Raw genomic sequence first — 16,260 nt, 5'->3', positions numbered from 1 at the left:
GGAACCACGTGACTGTGACAGCAGCAACAAGCCGGGCGGCGAGCGAGAGTGTTAGCTATCCCGCCGGTTTGGCCGCGTCATAATAGTGGTTTTCACCCTCGTCGGCATATCCATCCAGCAACGACAAGCCAGCCGCTGCCAGCACTCGCTCATAGCTGTCAGCGCCAAGCGAAACGGAGCGCCGACCGGTAAGCTGGTCATCCCATTCGCAGCGCGCGCGTGGGGCGCTGAACAGAAACCGGCCGCCCGGCCGGAGGGCCGTCGCGACCCGGTGGATCAGCTTTCGCTGGTCCTCTTCCGCCAGCAAAAACATCAACCCCACGGCAACGGCCGCATCGAACTGACGGTTAAAAAAGCGACTGTTCTGCGCTGCCTCGCACGCACTTGGTGCGTCAGGGAAATTGCAGCGGAACGCATCCAGCAGGGTCGGTGATGCATCGATACCAAATATGTGAAAACCTTCTTCATGCAACACTTTGCTGATCGGCACGCCCGAGCCGCAGCCAATGTCTGCGACCGCGCCGCGCCGGGGCAGGTTATCCCGCGTCCACGCGCGAACGAGTCCCGCACCGATGTTGCTGCGAACCGACTGGAACTGTTCGGCAACACCTTCCCAGCCTTCTGAAAGGTCTGCACTCATGTGTCTAACCCCCTTAACGCCCGTGGTTTTCTATATACCGTGCCAGTGTTGGTGCAAATGTAGCTTGTCCCATCACTGTCACCCTTTGCGGCAAACGCTTTTTTGATGTGACGCCGTCATCTGTAATATTCCATACTGCGGGACAGGGTCAACAAAGGGGATAGGGATGGGCAAACGGGCCATCGCGTTCATCACGGCATTACTCATCAGCCTGCCGGCGGCGGCAGAAGGCACGCTGTCGGACAATATCGTCATCGATAGCCAGGTGCTGGGCTATGCACTACAGTTCCGCGCCTATATCCCGGAAGGTACCAAAAAAGACGACGCATTGCCGGTTGTCTTTGTCTCTGACGGGCAATGGTATATCAGCGATGGCGCCATGGTAGATGTGCTTGATCGTGAGATTGCCGCAGGCACCCTGAAGCCTGTCATCGCCATTTTTGTCGATAGCGGTGAGCCCGGCAACCCGGCGAATAATCGCCGCAATGACCAGTTCATGTGCGACCCCACCTATGCGCAGTTCTACCGTGATGAGCTGATCCCGACAATCGAGCACGCCTTCCCGGTCAGCCGCGCGCGCGAGGACCGGCTGATCATGGGGCTGTCGTTCGGCGGGCTCAACGCCGCCTGCTTCGGGCTGATGATCCCCGACAGCTTTGGCCTGATCGGCATGCACTCGCCGGCCAGCGGCAAACACCTCAAGCTTTTAGCCGATATGTACGGCGACCGGGAAACCCTGCCGCTAAAGCTGTTTTTCTCCACCGGCACAAGGCGCGACAACACCAAGGAAGCACGCAAATTCCACCGCGTACTGAAGCGCAAGGGCTATGATGTGACCTATATTGAGGTGCCCTTCAGCCACGACTGGGACAACTGGCGCCCGCTCGTTGATGACCTTTTGCTCACTTTTTTTGCGACAAATCAGTGACTAACCTTGCCTAAGTGATCATCCGGGGCCATGTTACCGGTGTCTGCAGCCTCCCCCCTGCCTTTGGCTGTGACCCGACGAGGCACGCGTTAGCACCTCGTTTTTTAAAAACAGCGAGGCATTTCATGCATCTTAGCAAACAGAATACGTTTGGGCTGGCCCTTTTGCTTGGCACCGTCGTCGCGCTCATGCCGCTGGCGATCGATATGTACCTGCCCGCCTTTAGCGCCATCGGGGCGCATTTCGATACCAAACAGTCGCAAGTCGAGCTGTCGCTGACCGTCTATTTTATTGGCGTGGCGCTGGGACAGCTTGTGTATGGCCCACTGTCTGATCGGTACGGCCGCCGCGTGCCCATGCTCATCGGCTTGGCCATTGCGGCCGTCACCTCGGTCGCCTGTGCTTATGCGCCCACTATTGAATGGCTTATTGCCGCCCGTTTTTTCCAGGCTATCGGCATGTGTGCGGGCGGGGTTATTTCGCGCGCCATCATCCGCGACATGTATGAACCCATCGATGTCGCCAAATTCTTCTCCCTGCTGATGCTGGTGATGGGCGTGGCCCCTATCCTGGCCCCCATCCTCGGGGCGCAGATGAGCCTGTATTTCGGCTGGCAATCGATTTTCCTGCTTATGGCTGCTGTCTGTGTGATGGACATGCTGTCGGTGTTTTTCCTGCTGCCAGAAACCCATGAACCGAACCCCGGGGTACGTCTGAGCACCACCTTCAGCACTTACCGCGATATCCTGCGGGACCGGCATTTTGTCGGCTACTCAATGGCTGGGGGCGCCGCGTTTTCAAGCATGTTCGCCTATATCACCGGTTCGGCCTTTGTGCTGATCGACTATTATGGTGTGCCGCCTGAGAAGTTCGGCTTTTTGTTTGGCATTAATGCCCTGGGTTTCATCATTATGAGCCAAGTCAACAGGGTCCTTTTGAAGCATTATAGCTATAAGGTCATTTTCCACACTGCCCTCAAGGTATTGTTCGCAGCCGGCATTGCCTTGGCTGTCGGCGGCGTGGTCGGCGTAGCGCTTCCGCTGTTCCTCATCCCACTGTTTATCTTTGTCGCAGCGCTGGGGGTCATCGCACCCAACGGTATGGCTGGCGCGCTGGAGGGGGAAGCAAGACGGGCCGGAGCAGCATCGGCTCTCGCGGGGTCGCTACAGTTTTCGTTGTCGTTTGTATTTTCAGGTGCTGTCGGCCTTGTGCACGCCAAATCGCCCCTGCCCATGTGCCTGATCATGCTATCCGGCGCAACGATTGCAATGCTGTTTGCGCGCATGACCAAAGGCACTGCGCGCCGCGCTGCTTAACAAAAAAGGGGCAGCCTTGGGCTACCCCTCGGTCGATAATTTATCTGTGTGCTTCACTCAAAAACGTTGGTGAACACGTAAAAAAGTGCCGCTGACAGCAAGGCAGAAGCAGGCACCGTGATAACCCACGCAGCCGCAATGGTCAGCATCTCACGGCGGCGCACCAAGCGGCGGCGCTCACGCTTTTTCTTATCGCTCGCACTTTTCTTGAGTTTTTGGTTGGGCTGGGTCGACAGGTATTCACGCAGGAAACCCACGCCAAATACACCGCCCACAGCAATATGGGTGGAAGATACCGGCAAGCCCAGCCAGCTTGCGCCAATCACCGTAATGGCTGCCGACAACGCGACACAGAAAGCACGCATCTGGTTTAACTTGGTGATCTTTTCGCCGACCGTACGAATGAGCTTGGGGCCAAAAAGCAACAAGCCAATCGAAATACCGATCGCACCGATGATCATAACCCAAAGCGGTAAGGATACCTTCCCGGTGCCCATGTCTGTGCTTTGTGCGGCACTGACGATTGCCGCCAGCGGGCCAACCGCATTTGCCACGTCATTGGCACCGTGCGCGAAGGATAGAAGCGCCGCAGAGCAAATCAGCGGTACAGTGAAAAGCTTTGCCACTGATTTACGGCGGTTCTCAAGCGCAAAAGAACTTTTGGCCACCAGCGGTTTTGTAGCAACCCATGTGAGAGCCGCAGCGCCAAAGCCGATCAACCACAACATACCTGTGCCTGGAACCCACAACTTTTTCAGCCCCTTCATCACCAGATACATCGAAAATGCGCCCGCCATAATGGCAATAAAAACCGGCACCCAGGTACGGGAGGCTTCCAGCATGTCGTCTTTCGCCAGAATGAGCTTTTTGATCATGAACAGGAAAAGTGCCGCAACCACGCCGCCGAGAAGCGGGGAAATCACCCAACTTGCAGCAATGGCACTCATCTTCACCCAGTCGACGCTGGCCATACCGGCGGCGGCCACACCGGCACCGACGACACCGCCTACAATAGAATGGGTGGTGGATACAGGCGCACCAAACCATGTGGCAAGATTAAGCCACAGAGCGGCAGCCAGAAGCGCACCCATCATGGCCCAGATGAAGGTCATCTGGTCAGCCATGGCGGAGGGATCAACGATGCCCTTGCGAATGGTCGACACCACATCGCCGCCCGCAAGAATGGCTCCGGCCGCCTCAAAGACCGCGGCAATCAACAAGGCGCCAACCATAGTCAGTGCTTTGGACCCCACCGCAGGCCCAATATTGTTGGCAACATCGTTGGCACCGATGTTCATCGCCATGTAGGCACCGATCACAGCCGCCGCGATGACAAAAATTCCTGTTGGGCTGTCGGCCTGCGTAGCCGCTGTATAAATGAGCACAAGCACCAGAAAGACCACAGAAATACCCATGTTGGACATCGACCGGCCCTGTGCCCGCGCACCCGCTTGAAAGCCCTGCAGCTTTTCAAGATCTACATTGACCTTATGTTTTTCCATGACCTGCCCTTCCGTTGCTGGCAACCCCCGCGCCGCTTTTCGCGCCTTATAACAGCGCCGCGCAGAAAAGTAATAAAAATGTCATTATCTCGGCGTGTGCAATAAAAAAGGCGGCCGAAGCCACCTTTTTAAACCCTTATCGCACAAACGCTTAGTAGCGGAAACGCAGCGTCAGCCCATAAGTGCGCGGATCGCCGAGATAGGCGTTCAGGCTACCACCTGGAATGGTCGAATCGAAAGTGTCCACCACATAGGCTTCATTGAACAGGTTCCGTGCCCAAAGTTGCAGCGACCATGCGCCGTCGACATCACCCACACCGACACTGGCGCCGACGAGGAAGTAAGCATCCTGGAACTGACGCTCATCCTGGCTAACAGAAAGGTTGGTATAGCTGTTGTAGTAAACCTCAGTACGGAAGAAACCTTCGAGGTTGTCGTTGATCGCACGGCGGTACATCGCCGTTGCGTTACCGGTAAACTTCGGTGTCTCGGACAGTCGTTCGCCGGAAAGGTCCTGCAGTGGACGCAGGATACCGCCGCCTTCAGGTGCTACGAACTCACATCCGGTAGCGTCGTGCGCCGGGCATGGGCCGTTGGTGAAGTTGTCGTATTCCGCCGTCCAGAGCCAAGTGAAACCACCTGTGAACAACAGTTCAGGCGTCGCCTGGAACTTGCCGTCAAACTCGAGGCCCTGTGCTTTTGCGTCCACGTTGCCGGGCACGAAGCTTGAACCTGTGAAGATGTTTTCCTGGAAACCGTCAACCTTCTGGTCAAAGAGCGCAAAATCAAGGCTCATGCGGTTGTCCATAAGGCGTGCCTTCAGGCCCAACTCCCATGCGGTGGCAATTTCCTTGTCAAACTGGAAATCACCAACACGGGCGGCGGCGCTATCAAGCGCAAAACCACCAGCCTTGTAACCACGCGAATAGCTTGCGTAGACGGTGACATTGTCATCCAGTTCCATGTTCGCGATCAGGTTACCCGAAATGTTATTGTCGGTGAAACTGTCGTTCACATTCTCCGCAGGCGGGAAGAACTGAAGCCCGGTGAGACCGAGAAGCGGGTTATAGTCAGGGTTGGTCGCAACTGCACTGGCTTGCGCCGTGGCTGTCGGAATAACCGTGGACTGGATCACCTCAGGTGGCACACCTTGAGCTGTCGCCTGGGCAACAGCTTGCTGCACAGCCTGACCGACAAAAATTTCCACAAAATCAAGTGCCGCAAACGGGTCATTGATAACAATGTCCGAATCCATCGACTTCTTGTCATGTGTATAGCGCAGGCCACCTGTCAGGGTGAAGCGGTCAGTCACGTGCCAGTCAACCTGCACAAACGCGCTGAAGCTTTCATTATCCTGATTGAACAGACCTTTTTGCTGACCGCTGCCGTCCGCGAGGAACACGCCCGCAGGCAGACCAAGCCCGGCTTCAAGCTGGCTGATGGCACCGCCCGAGAGGATATCTGCGAACGGACGAAGACCCGGGCCCTGAATGGTCTGGTTATCGGCTGTCAGGTCCTGATTGAAATAATAGATGCCTGCCATCCACTCCACCGGACCATCGGTCGTGGAGGTAATGCGCAGTTCCTGCGTGAAGGTATCGTAATCCTGATCCAGCACCCGGCGCTTGTTCAGTTGCAGGTCGGAGAAGTCGGCATCGATATCCTGAAGTTCACGGTATCCGCGATACGCTGTGATCGACGTCAGGGTAAAGTTCTCAAAGTCGATATCGATCTGGCCGGAGACGCCATACGATTCGAGATTGCCGACGATCACTTCACCGTCAATCGCGGTTTGTCGGTCCTTGATATCCGGCGCACCATTAATTTGCGAGCCAAGAACGGTCAAAGCCTGCTGCGAACCGGGGGCAACAACATAAAACGGTGCCGCACAGCATTCCTCGTTCAGGTCGCTATAGTCGCCAATGATGCGGATACGCGTTGTGTCCGTTGGCTCAAACAACACCTGGCCACGCAGGCCATAGCGGTCACGCTCGTTGAGAATGCGGCCGTCAAGGTTTTCGACCGTGCCGTCCCGTTTGTTAACGTTCGCGTCAAGTCGTACCGCCAGCTTGTCTTCCATAATCGGAATGTTGACCGCGGCTTTACCGACTTTTGAGTCATAGTTGCCGTAGGTCAGTTCGCCTTCAAGCTCAAGATCGTAGTGCGGGGCCTTGGTGACATAGTTGATCACCCCCGCCGACGTGTTTTTACCGAACAGGGTGGACTGCGGCCCGCGCAGAACCTCGACCCGTTCCATACCAAGGAAGTCATTGACAGACGCGCCGTTACGCGACCGGTAAACACCGTCTACAAACACACCTACGGCTGGCTCAAGACCAAAGTTGAAGGTGGAGGAGCCGATACCCCTGACCGAAAAGCTGGTGTTCGACGCTGACGCGCGCTGAACGATTTGCAGGCTTGGTACAAGCGTCTGCAGCGAGCCGAGGTCACGCGCCTGTGCAAGTTCCATGGTGCTGCCACCGATGGCCGACACTGCAACGGGCGTTTCCAAAAGTGTGGCTTCGCGCTTTTGTGCGGTTACGAGAATTTCTTCCAGTGCATAACCTGCACTGGTCTGATCGTCCTGCGCAAAAGCGGCGCCGGTAACCAACATCGCACCTGCGGCTGTTGATAGCATAAGTTGAGCACACCGCACGCGTGTGCGCCGTTCATTACTGAATTGCATACTTCCCTCCCTTGGACCTTGAACCGGCTAGGGCTGGCACCCGTATCGCCGGTTTAAAACAATAGTGCCTCCTGATTTACGGGCACGTCAAGCAACAGTGATAGCAATTCCCGAGATTTGAGGAGCCAGTGTCACTCTCGCACCACACACCAATTTCGGCAGGTTTTAGGCAAAGCTGGCCGGGGAGTCAGGATTCCGTAACGTCATATTATACTGCTTTTTCGGATCATGCCTGAAATGCAGGCCGAATGATCAAAGCCGCATTTTTATCAAAAAATCGTGCTTGTGGCGGAAAGCTGGAAGCAAGGTCAGACAGCCGCCCCAATCACCCTGCCAGCGCCACACATTTCTGCCGGCAGAATAGCTATGCAGCTTCTGATGAAGGAAGCTGAAACCGACATAAAAAAGGGGCAGCCAAGCCACCCCTTTTCCGTCTTTTCCAAATAAGCCCATGGGTTTGGGCAAATTATTCCCTAAAACGATGCCACGATCTTGGCATAAACCATACGACCACGCGGATCATGCGTCCGGCTTTCGTAGCCGCCGTTGGTCATGACATAAGGTGGTGCCTTGTCAAAGGCGTTGATTACACCGAGCTGCAGGCTGGAGCCTTCCAAGCCATCGCTGAAAGCGCTGAGCTGCAGGGTGTATTGTGCATCAACGGTGGTCATCGAACCAACACGGTTGCCAGGATTCTGGTCATCGTCCATGCCGCTGATGTGGCGGACATAGAAGCGGGCGTCATGGTTCTCATTGGCCCATGCCAGACCCGTATTGATGCGCCATTTTGGTGTCGGGCTACCGAAGTTTGCGAAGTTACGGTTGCCAGCACCGTCAATCTCGCCTGCCTGTGGATCGTCCAGATCATACTTCAGGACGTGGGTTGCCTCGAAGAACGGCATGAAGGTACCCATATCGGTGTCCATATTATACTTCACCGATGCATCAAAGCCCTGTGTTTTCACGCTTGACGCGTTGAGATAATCCACAACCACCATGATGATGCTGCCTGACACGCCATCCGGGCCACTGCGGATAACCCGCGTTGGGTCGGTTGGGTTGGCGTTCACCACAGCCTGATAGTTTTCCTGAATGATCACATCGCTGAACTTGTAGTTCCAATAGTCGACATCAATCTCAAGCCCTGTACCTTCCGGGCTCCAGGTGGCGCCGAAGTTCCACGCGTTACCTTGCTCCGGCACGATGTTGCGGCCCCCGGCAGGTGCCACCGACCGTACCGCAGCAAAGGCGGTGCCGCCCAGCGGATCTGTAACCTGGTTCAGCGACGTGCCACCACCAGAGACCTGCAACACGCTCGGCGCACGGAAACTGGTTGAATAGCTACCCCGCAACGCAAGATTGTCATTCGGCCGGAACAACAAGGAGACTTTAGGGTCAGTTGTTGCACCAATGTCACCGCCATACATCTCGTGACGCAATGCCAGCGATAGATCAAGCTTGTCGGTAATCGGCACGAGTGATTCCGCGAAGATACCAACCGCTGAGCGGTTTTCACCGAAATCAGAGTTCCCGATCACGAATGCAAAGCCGTCGGCATTTGAGATATCGTCATAGTCACGACCCCAGAATTCATCGCGAACCTGGATACCCAGCGCAAGGCCGATATCGCCGGCAGGCAGTGAACCGACGGACCCGGAGACAACAGCATCAAAAACCGTGGTCTTGGATGTGCCGTCGATCACTTGTTCACCAATGACATAGTCAAGGATGTTCTGGCTGTTCGGCGCTGTGGTGTAGCTGGTTGCGAAAGGATTGTAGAACTCACACCCCGCTGTACCCGGCGCGACAGATCCAATCCCCGCGTCACAGGCGCCATACCCGATCAGCGCACGCTGGAAATTCGCGGTAACCACATCACGCGTGCGAATTTGATAGCTGTTTTTCGCATGGGTTACACCAAAATCATAGCTCCAGGTATCGCTGAGGCTACCGGTCAGTTCCACATTCATGCGGTACGTCTCGGAGCTGAACATATTGTTTGAGACGGCGCCGCCGTTACCGATGGCACGGCCAAGGAAGCTTACACCTTCACCAAACGGGTTTTCCGGGTGGTATGCTGGCACGCCCGCCGACCCGATCTGCAGATACGGGAAGGTTGGCGAGTTGCCGCGGATCGCGCTGGTATCGGCCCAGCCACCTTCAAGGCGAAGCTGGTGGCCGTCACCAAGGTCCTGTGTGATTACCGCGTAAGCTTGCTTGCGCTCTTCCTCAGGGACAAGGCTGTAGTAGTCACCGAAATTGAAGCCGCAGGTGCCAACATTCAAGCCATTCCCCAGGGGAACAGCGACATCAGGGATACCGCCGAATTCCTCACAACCATAGGGGTCGATGACAGGTGCTGTGGTGCCGATGGCCGCAATGATAGACGGCACATAATAAGAGCCCGGGTTACCCAGCACGGAACTGTCGTCAGCCACAGTACTGAAGCGTCGCTCAGCCGTTGTGAGCGGCGACCGGTCATAATAGCTGAACGCCCCCATAAAGTGAGTGTTCTCGCCACCAAAGCCGAACTTGGCTTCATAGAGCTGGTCGCTTTGGCTGCCCTCATCGGTCACCATCTGATATTTTGCGCTAACTTCAACACCTTCGAACTGATCATCGGTGATAAAGTTGACCACGCCGGCCACAGCATCGGTACCGTAAATGGCGGCAGCGCCGTCTTTCACAATCTCGATCCGGCGGACCGCGATTTGTGGCACAAGGGACGACGTATCAACAAAAGCGATACCATCGTTTGTGGTCGTACCAGCCACCACCTGACGGCGGCCATTCAACAAAACAAGCGTTGAGGCCACCCCAAGGCCGCGCAGGTTGAAGTTGGATGTGCCTGATGTTCCGTTCTGGGTGAAAGCATCCGGGTTGTTCTGCGCACCATTGTTGATGGTGAGCGTCTGGACAAGATCGGCCACATTGCTGGCACCAATCTGGTTCAGGTTTTCCGACCCTATCACCGCAATAGGTGACGGGCTATTGAACTGGTTTTTACCTTTAAGATACGTCCCCGTCACAACGACTTCCTCGATCTCCATCATGGAGTCGGATTCATCTTGGGCATATGCCGGGTTCAGTGCAGATAGACAGATACAGCCTGCGGCAAGCGCAGTTGTGTTAAACAAGCGGTTCTGGCGCATGTTTCCCCTCCGTTATGTTAAAAGCACCAAAAAAGTGCTTTTCCTTCCCACTATAAGTGGATAGGTCAAAAGCAAGTGCCGTCAAGGAGGGGGTGATGATTCTGAATTGCGGCCGCGAAGGTGTGGCATAAGGGCCACAGTTTTGGCGCCCTACTGGCTCAGCCTCACCCCGGTTAATTGGGGTGGATGAGCGCCTGTTTGACAAAAATCTCCGCCTTGCCGCCTCCGAGGCGATGGTCAAGGTACGGCGTCAGGTAGGCTTTGACGATATCGGGATCAATAGGACGATTTACATTAAAGTGCTGACGCGAGAGCACCGTCAGGGCCGCGTTAAAATCAGACCGCACCTGCGGTAACCGGGTGCGCACAAACTCAAAGTCGCTGGTATTGTCCATCACCAATACAAAATGCAGCGCCACCTGACCTTCCACAACACCACGTTTGATAACCGAAAGATTGAAAGGCACCATGTCAAGCTGGGGCTTGCCGACAATCTTCTCGACTTTTTCGCCGGCTTCTTCAAACGCAAAGACGGACGTGGCACCACCTAGCGCCATGATCGGCGCCAAACCCGCCCAAACCAACAGAGATAAAAACCGCATCGCTATATTGCTTCCTGTCTGTCGCCATGAATGCTGACATGCACTCTGCACCGGGATACCTGAAAGATCACTTAACATCATTCCGGCCTTTTCCAAAACCGGCCCACCGCACGCTATAATAACCTGCATTTTCGTATTCGTCTTTTTTTGCAATATTTGTTGCATTAAGCGATGAATAATTGTCTTTTTTTGCAATAAACTGGAAGCAGGAAATGATGGGAAATTATTTTTTTCGCTAACCCTTTGTTATAAATAACTTAATTTGCAGAAAATTTTTTGGCACGGCCCTTGTATATATAGAAGCACCTCTCGAGCAGGGGTGCGGGAATGGGTAATTTATTTACTCGACCCCCAATCGTGCACCTGTTCCCGCGTACCCTGCCGAGAGGTCCTATTTATCAGAATGTCAAAAAAGCCGCGCAGTCCTGTGCGGTTTTTTGTTTTCAAAAACCATTACGCCGACAGCATCGTTGCCGGTACCCGGGCCTCACCAGTTTTCACATGAATGAATTACTCAGCACAGTCCGGCAAGCCTGTCAGACAAAAAGGCTGACGCTGGATGAAGACGCGCCGGATTGCAGGCGTGCAAGCCCGGTCTGCAGATTGGCCAGTTGCGCCTGCTGGTATGGAGATACCGTGCCTTTGTTGGCATTGCCGTTTTTAAGCTGCTCGATAAGCGGATTATAGTCGAGCGACCGGTAAGCCCGCTGCACCGTGGATACCGCACTATCCAAAAGGCCCAGCACATACTTAGCTGCCTGCTTGTCATTGATATGAATGGCGCCATCAAGGCCCAGCGCAAACACGCCGCCCACATCGTCTTCAGGGGCAATATCGTCATCATCATCGCTGGAAATGTCGAACACTTCATTTTTCGGCAGGATACGGCCTGGCTCCAGCCCGATACGTTCCAGAAGGTCGCGGTCGCCCTTGCCCTTAAAAAATTCGATCGGCACGCCGTCATCAAGCGCACTGATTTTAATTTTCTGGCCTTCATCGGTATTGGACACCTCAACCTCAAGCTTGCCAAAGCCAGCGATACGCAGTTTCCGCTTCAAATCATCAAAGGTGTCGCCCTCGTCAAGTTCGACACGCTTTTTGGTGCCACCATCGACGGAGATATAAAAATAGTCATCGACCTTGGCCGAGGTTTGGGTCTGGATATCCAGGGTCTCGTCAATCTGCACAGTGCCTTGCGGCAGGCCAAGTTTTTCAAGGACAGAATCGCCCTTGCTGGTAAACGCCACACCGCCGACGGTGGAACTGGCAAGGCTTTCGCCAAACTGTTCAATGTCTTCAACGGCGCCACTGGTGCCATTGATGCGCGCCACAAAGCCGTCGCTGGAGCCGCGCCCGGTTTCACCCGCGAAGGTACCACCCGTCGAGCCTGCCACATATACCGTACCGTCAGACACCGTCACATCCGCAATGCGGTCGGTGGCAGACGTCGACAGATAGCTGGTGAAGTCGGCGCTGAGACCCGTAGCCCCTGACAGCGTCAACCCGCTGACAAAACCTTCAAAGCCACCTTCCGCCGTGCCGTTTACCGTCGCGGCACCACCGGCATCAAGGCTGGCGTTTTTGGTCACGCCGGCAATATAGACCTTGCCGTTTGTGTTATCGATTGTGACACCCTGCACCGATCCGCCGGAGCCCAGGCTGCCCAAATCAACACTTGATGTCTGGTTGGTCAGGTCGCTGCTGTCGATGCGGCGTATCACGGCATTGCCGTCTTCTTCACTCGCGACCACAAGGTTGCCGTTTGCGTCCACCGCAATGCCCTTGATGGCTTCGTTATCGCTGGTACCAAAAACGGTCGAATCCTGCAGTGTGCCCGTGCTTGAAAGCTTGAGCAGCAGGGCGTCAGACCCGCCCGAGAAACCGGATGTCGCACTAATGCCTGATTTGGTATACCCACCGACAAAAATTTCGCCCGCCGCATTCACTGCAACACCCGACGCGCCGGTCTCGCCATAGGTGTCTAGCTGGTAGCGGAAAATCTCATCGCCGCGCTTGCTGATCTTCTGCACATAAAGGTCTGTGCTGTTGATCACATCACCGCTTGAAAGCGCGCTGTCGGTCTGGCCGACCAGAATAACGTTATCGTCCGCGTCCACCGTGATGCTCTGCACGTTTGCACTCTTGGCCGCGCCCAGAAGGCGGGAAAATACCACATTACCTTCGCTGTCGAATTTGGTGAGAAACACATCCTCGTCCGACGCGGTGTTAAGCTGGTGGCCGAAACTGCCCGAAGACGTGCCCACAACATAGATCCCGCCTTCACTGTCGACTGCAACACGTTTGGCCTCAGTGTCAGCATTGACCTTGTTGTCGCTGTCGATGTTGGTCAGCGAACCTGTATTGTCGGTATCTTCCGCCTCATCGGTCTCTTCATCGTCCTCTGTTGCCTTTGCAAGGGCATCGGCGAGCATCTTGTCGCGCATTTCCTTGATCTTGGGGTCGATGTCGTCGTCGTCTTCTTCCTTGACGAGGCCCTTGACCTCGGTCGCGGCATAGTCAATCGCCGCAAACGAGGTGGTGTCGTCCACAGTGATGGTGCCATCAAGGTTGTTCAGTTCGGTGATGCGGCTAGTAACAGCATAGTCATCATCCAGCTGCTTGACCGCACTGGCCACATAAAGTGTCGGCGCGGATGCCGCCGCCGACAGGCTCACTTCTTCTGTGATCGTGCTGTCGATCTGCAGGGCATAGCGCCCGCTGCTGCCGTCCCGGCGCACGTCGAAGCGTGTCTGGTGTTTGATATATTCTTCGCCCTCGTCATCCAGCGCGGTCAATGCCTCGATCTTGGTGTTGACAAAATCCTTGATGTTATTGAGGGACAGCGTGCCGGACATCTCGCCCAGGTCGATGGTGATGTCGTCCGTCGCACCACTTTTACTGATGGAAACCGTAAAGACTTCCGTGCCCGTCAACCCGTTGATCGCCGCATTCGGATCATCGGTAACAAGGCTGCCGTCAAAGCCGGTCTCGTTTTTGCCCAGCCGGGTCGATGCTTCGGTTTTATACTGCTTTTCGCCCAGAAACAGTTCCAGCTTTTCAAGCTCGGCGGTGGAGAGATAATCCCTGACCTCGGCAAGCCCGCTTTGAAACTGCTCATTGAGCCGTGCCAGCGACGCGCTCGAGGTCGCATCCTCAGAGGCATATTCCGCCAGAATGCGCAGGTTAGAGAGCGCTTTGAAAAGCGCAAACGTCGCCTGTTTGTCAGCATTGTCCGCAACAGACTTCAGGTCATCGGCCTTCAGGTCGATAAACTTTGTCAGGTCGCGGACTTCGCGGATCTGCTGGGTGAGTGTTTTGGTTTCTTCTGTCTGCTGCCATGGCGGCACGACACCGTCATCACTGGAACCGAAATTATAGGCGGCACGGTCCTCGGCCGACAGGGAAGCAAGTGTACGCTGGGCGATCTTGGCGTTGGCAGAGGCGGAGATCAGCGACGAGTCGACGCCCACAATCTGGAACGTGCTGCTTTGGCCACCAAGGCCAAATAGTCCACCTGAATTTGAAACGCCAAAAAATGCCATGGTTTCAATCTATCAGCATTCTGCTCTACTTGCTAAGCAATCGGTTTCACCCATATTGCAGTATCAGCAACGCGGCAAATTCTGCCGCATAGGCAATATGTTCCCCACGAAATTGCCCTGTCGAAACAAACGACTCGGATCCGAGGGAATTTTTTGCCCTTCAATTGCTTTTTACCGCAATTCTCCCTACATCTCTTGCAAGGACCGTGACAATCAGCCTGAGACGCACAGGCAAGAGACAGGCGAGACAAGGAACAGATCAATGAATGCCCTTTTTACCCTACTCGACAGCTTGCTTGGCTTTTATGCCCTCATTCTCATCATCAGCGTGGTCATGAGTTGGCTGGTTGCCTTCGGCGTGATCAATGTGCAGCAGCAGTTTGTGCGCTCGGTGATGTATTTTCTCCATGCGGTAACGGAACCGGCGCTGAGGCCCATCCGGCGCTTCCTGCCCAACATGGGTGGGGTTGATATTTCGCCCATCATCCTCTGGTTTGTCATCTACGCGCTTCGCATCCTGCTCAAGCACGACATCGCGCCGCTTTTCGGTGTGAATGTCTACTGACACGTCAAGCGTTAGCCTCGCGGATATCGCGGTAAGCACACCTGAGGGTTTGCGCCTGCCCGTCCGCCTCACACCCGGCGCCCGCAAGGACAGCCTCGACGGCTTCACCGAGACCGCGGACGGCCTGCGCCTCAAGGCCTGCGTGACAGCAGTACCCGAAAAAGGCAAAGCCAATGCAGCGCTTGCAAAGCTGCTGGCTAAAAAACTCAGGTTGCCCAAGACTTCCATACGCCTTATAGCGGGGGAGCAATCCCGGAATAAAATGCTCCTGCTTGAGGGCACGCCGGACAAACTGTTAGCTGCGCTCGACGCCAAATTTCGCGACCTTGGGCTTTTGGGTTAGCCGCCACCGCGATGGGCCGCCGGGCGCACCCAAGGAGACGCCCATCCATGGCAACCACACCTGACAATATTATTGACGGCAAGGCTTTTGCCGCCCGCGTACGCGCAGACGTTGCTGCAAGTGTTGCCACTCTCAAGGCCGACCACGGCATCACGCCCGGCCTGGCCGTTGTGATCGTGGGCGAAGACCCGGCGAGCCAGGTTTATGTGCGCAACAAGGTCAAACAAACCGCAGAGGTGGGCATGTACAGCATCCACCACGAGCTGCCCGCGGACACCGCGCAGGAAGCTCTGGTCGCCAAAGTGCGGGAGCTGAACGCAGACCCCGCCATCCACGGCATTCTTGTGCAACTGCCCTTGCCTGCGCATATCGATGAAGCCGCTGTGATTGAGACCATCGCGCCCGAGAAAGACGTCGACGGTTTCCATGTGGTCAATACCGGCCTTCTCGCCACCGGCGGGCGCGGTATGGTGCCCTGCACCCCGCTGGGTTGCATCATGATGCTGAAGGACCGCCTGGGTGACCTTTCGGGGAAAAAAGCCATTGTGGTTGGGCGTTCCAACATTGTCGGCAAGCCGATGGCCCAACTGCTGCTAGATGCCAACTGTACCGTCACTATTGCCCACAGCCGTACGCGAGATCTCGCCGGTGAAGTGCGCGCCGCCGATATCGTCGTCGCCGCCGTCGGACGGCCGGAGATGGTCAAAGGCGACTGGATCAAGGACGGTGCCACCGTGATCGACGTGGGCATCAACCGCATTGACGCCCCCGAACGCGGTGAGGGTAAAACCCGTCTTGTCGGCGATGTGGAATTCGAGACAGCCGCCAAACACGCCGCTGCCATCACCCCGGTGCCGGGCGGTGTGGGGCCCATGACCATCGCCTGCCTCTTGAAAAATACCGTGACAGCCGCGTGCCGACAGAACAATATCGACCCCGACAGTGTTTAGGGCATAACGGAAACACAGGGGTAAAGGGGCGGGC

12 protein-coding genes are annotated in these 16,260 nt (G+C 55.7%); 5 read left to right on the top strand and 7 right to left on the bottom strand.

Annotated elements, in window-relative coordinates:
- Positions 1–55: 55 nt before the first annotated feature.
- Entirely contained in the window at positions 56–640 is a 585-nt protein-coding gene (locus tag ACN0VM_RS03780; RefSeq protein ID WP_417449511.1) for a class I SAM-dependent methyltransferase, read from the bottom strand.
- Positions 641–806: 166 nt separating this feature from the next.
- On the opposite strand from ACN0VM_RS03780, the gene ACN0VM_RS03775 reads away from it, so the two are divergent.
- Together ACN0VM_RS03775 and ACN0VM_RS03770 are read left to right on the top strand one after the other, a co-directional pair.
- Positions 807–1,568, top strand: a complete 762-nt coding sequence (locus ACN0VM_RS03775; RefSeq protein WP_417449510.1) for an alpha/beta hydrolase — start codon at positions 807–809, stop codon at positions 1,566–1,568.
- Positions 1,569–1,693: 125 nt separating this feature from the next.
- A complete protein-coding gene (locus tag ACN0VM_RS03770; RefSeq protein WP_417449509.1) occupies positions 1,694–2,884 on the top strand; it encodes a Bcr/CflA family multidrug efflux MFS transporter in 1,191 nt (396 codons plus the stop codon).
- 53 nt (positions 2,885–2,937) lie between these two features.
- Here the strand turns inward: ACN0VM_RS03770 and ACN0VM_RS03765 are convergent, their stop codons facing one another.
- The 6 genes from ACN0VM_RS03765 to ACN0VM_RS03740 all read right to left on the bottom strand — a co-directional run bounded on the left by ACN0VM_RS03765 (position 2,938) and on the right by ACN0VM_RS03740 (position 14,368).
- Complete coding sequence (locus ACN0VM_RS03765) at positions 2,938–4,386, bottom strand: inorganic phosphate transporter (RefSeq protein WP_417449508.1); 1,449 nt, start codon at positions 4,384–4,386, stop codon at positions 2,938–2,940.
- Between the two features lie 151 nt (positions 4,387–4,537).
- Positions 4,538–7,072 (bottom strand): TonB-dependent receptor, encoded by a 2,535-nt coding sequence (locus ACN0VM_RS03760; RefSeq protein WP_417449507.1) that lies wholly within the window; start codon positions 7,070–7,072, stop codon positions 4,538–4,540.
- 252 nt (positions 7,073–7,324) lie between these two features.
- Positions 7,325–7,537 (bottom strand): hypothetical protein, encoded by a 213-nt coding sequence (locus ACN0VM_RS03755; protein ID WP_417449506.1) that lies wholly within the window; start codon positions 7,535–7,537, stop codon positions 7,325–7,327.
- 8 nt (positions 7,538–7,545) lie between these two features.
- The gene (locus ACN0VM_RS03750; protein ID WP_417449505.1) at positions 7,546–10,224 is read right to left on the bottom strand and encodes a TonB-dependent receptor plug domain-containing protein; all 2,679 of its coding nucleotides are present in this window, start codon (positions 10,222–10,224) and stop codon (positions 7,546–7,548) included.
- A 173-nt stretch (positions 10,225–10,397) separates the two neighbouring features.
- Positions 10,398–10,826 (bottom strand): hypothetical protein, encoded by a 429-nt coding sequence (locus ACN0VM_RS03745; protein ID WP_417449504.1) that lies wholly within the window; start codon positions 10,824–10,826, stop codon positions 10,398–10,400.
- Positions 10,827–11,362: 536 nt separating this feature from the next.
- Entirely contained in the window at positions 11,363–14,368 is a 3,006-nt protein-coding gene (locus ACN0VM_RS03740; RefSeq protein ID WP_417449503.1) for an SBBP repeat-containing protein, read from the bottom strand.
- 262 nt (positions 14,369–14,630) lie between these two features.
- Here ACN0VM_RS03740 and ACN0VM_RS03735 point away from each other — a divergent pair, with 262 nt between their 5' ends.
- The 3 genes from ACN0VM_RS03735 to folD are packed head-to-tail and all read left to right on the top strand — an operon-like array spanning position 14,631 to position 16,226.
- On the top strand, positions 14,631–14,933 hold the full coding sequence (locus ACN0VM_RS03735; protein WP_417449502.1) for a YggT family protein: 303 nt from the start codon (positions 14,631–14,633) through the stop codon (positions 14,931–14,933).
- Positions 14,923–15,276, top strand: coding sequence for a DUF167 family protein (locus ACN0VM_RS03730; RefSeq protein WP_417449501.1), 354 nt, complete (start codon positions 14,923–14,925; stop codon positions 15,274–15,276). Before ACN0VM_RS03735 ends, ACN0VM_RS03730 begins: the two co-directional genes overlap by 11 nt.
- Positions 15,277–15,323: 47 nt before the next feature.
- Entirely contained in the window at positions 15,324–16,226 is a 903-nt protein-coding gene (folD, locus tag ACN0VM_RS03725) for a bifunctional methylenetetrahydrofolate dehydrogenase/methenyltetrahydrofolate cyclohydrolase FolD (RefSeq protein ID WP_417449500.1), read from the top strand.
- The last annotated feature ends 34 nt before the right edge of the window (positions 16,227–16,260 follow it).

This window comes from Kordiimonas sp. (assembly GCF_048260245.1).
GTDB lineage: Bacteria > Pseudomonadota > Alphaproteobacteria > Sphingomonadales > Kordiimonadaceae > Kordiimonas.
This window is presented reverse-complemented; position numbering and strand designations above follow the sequence as displayed.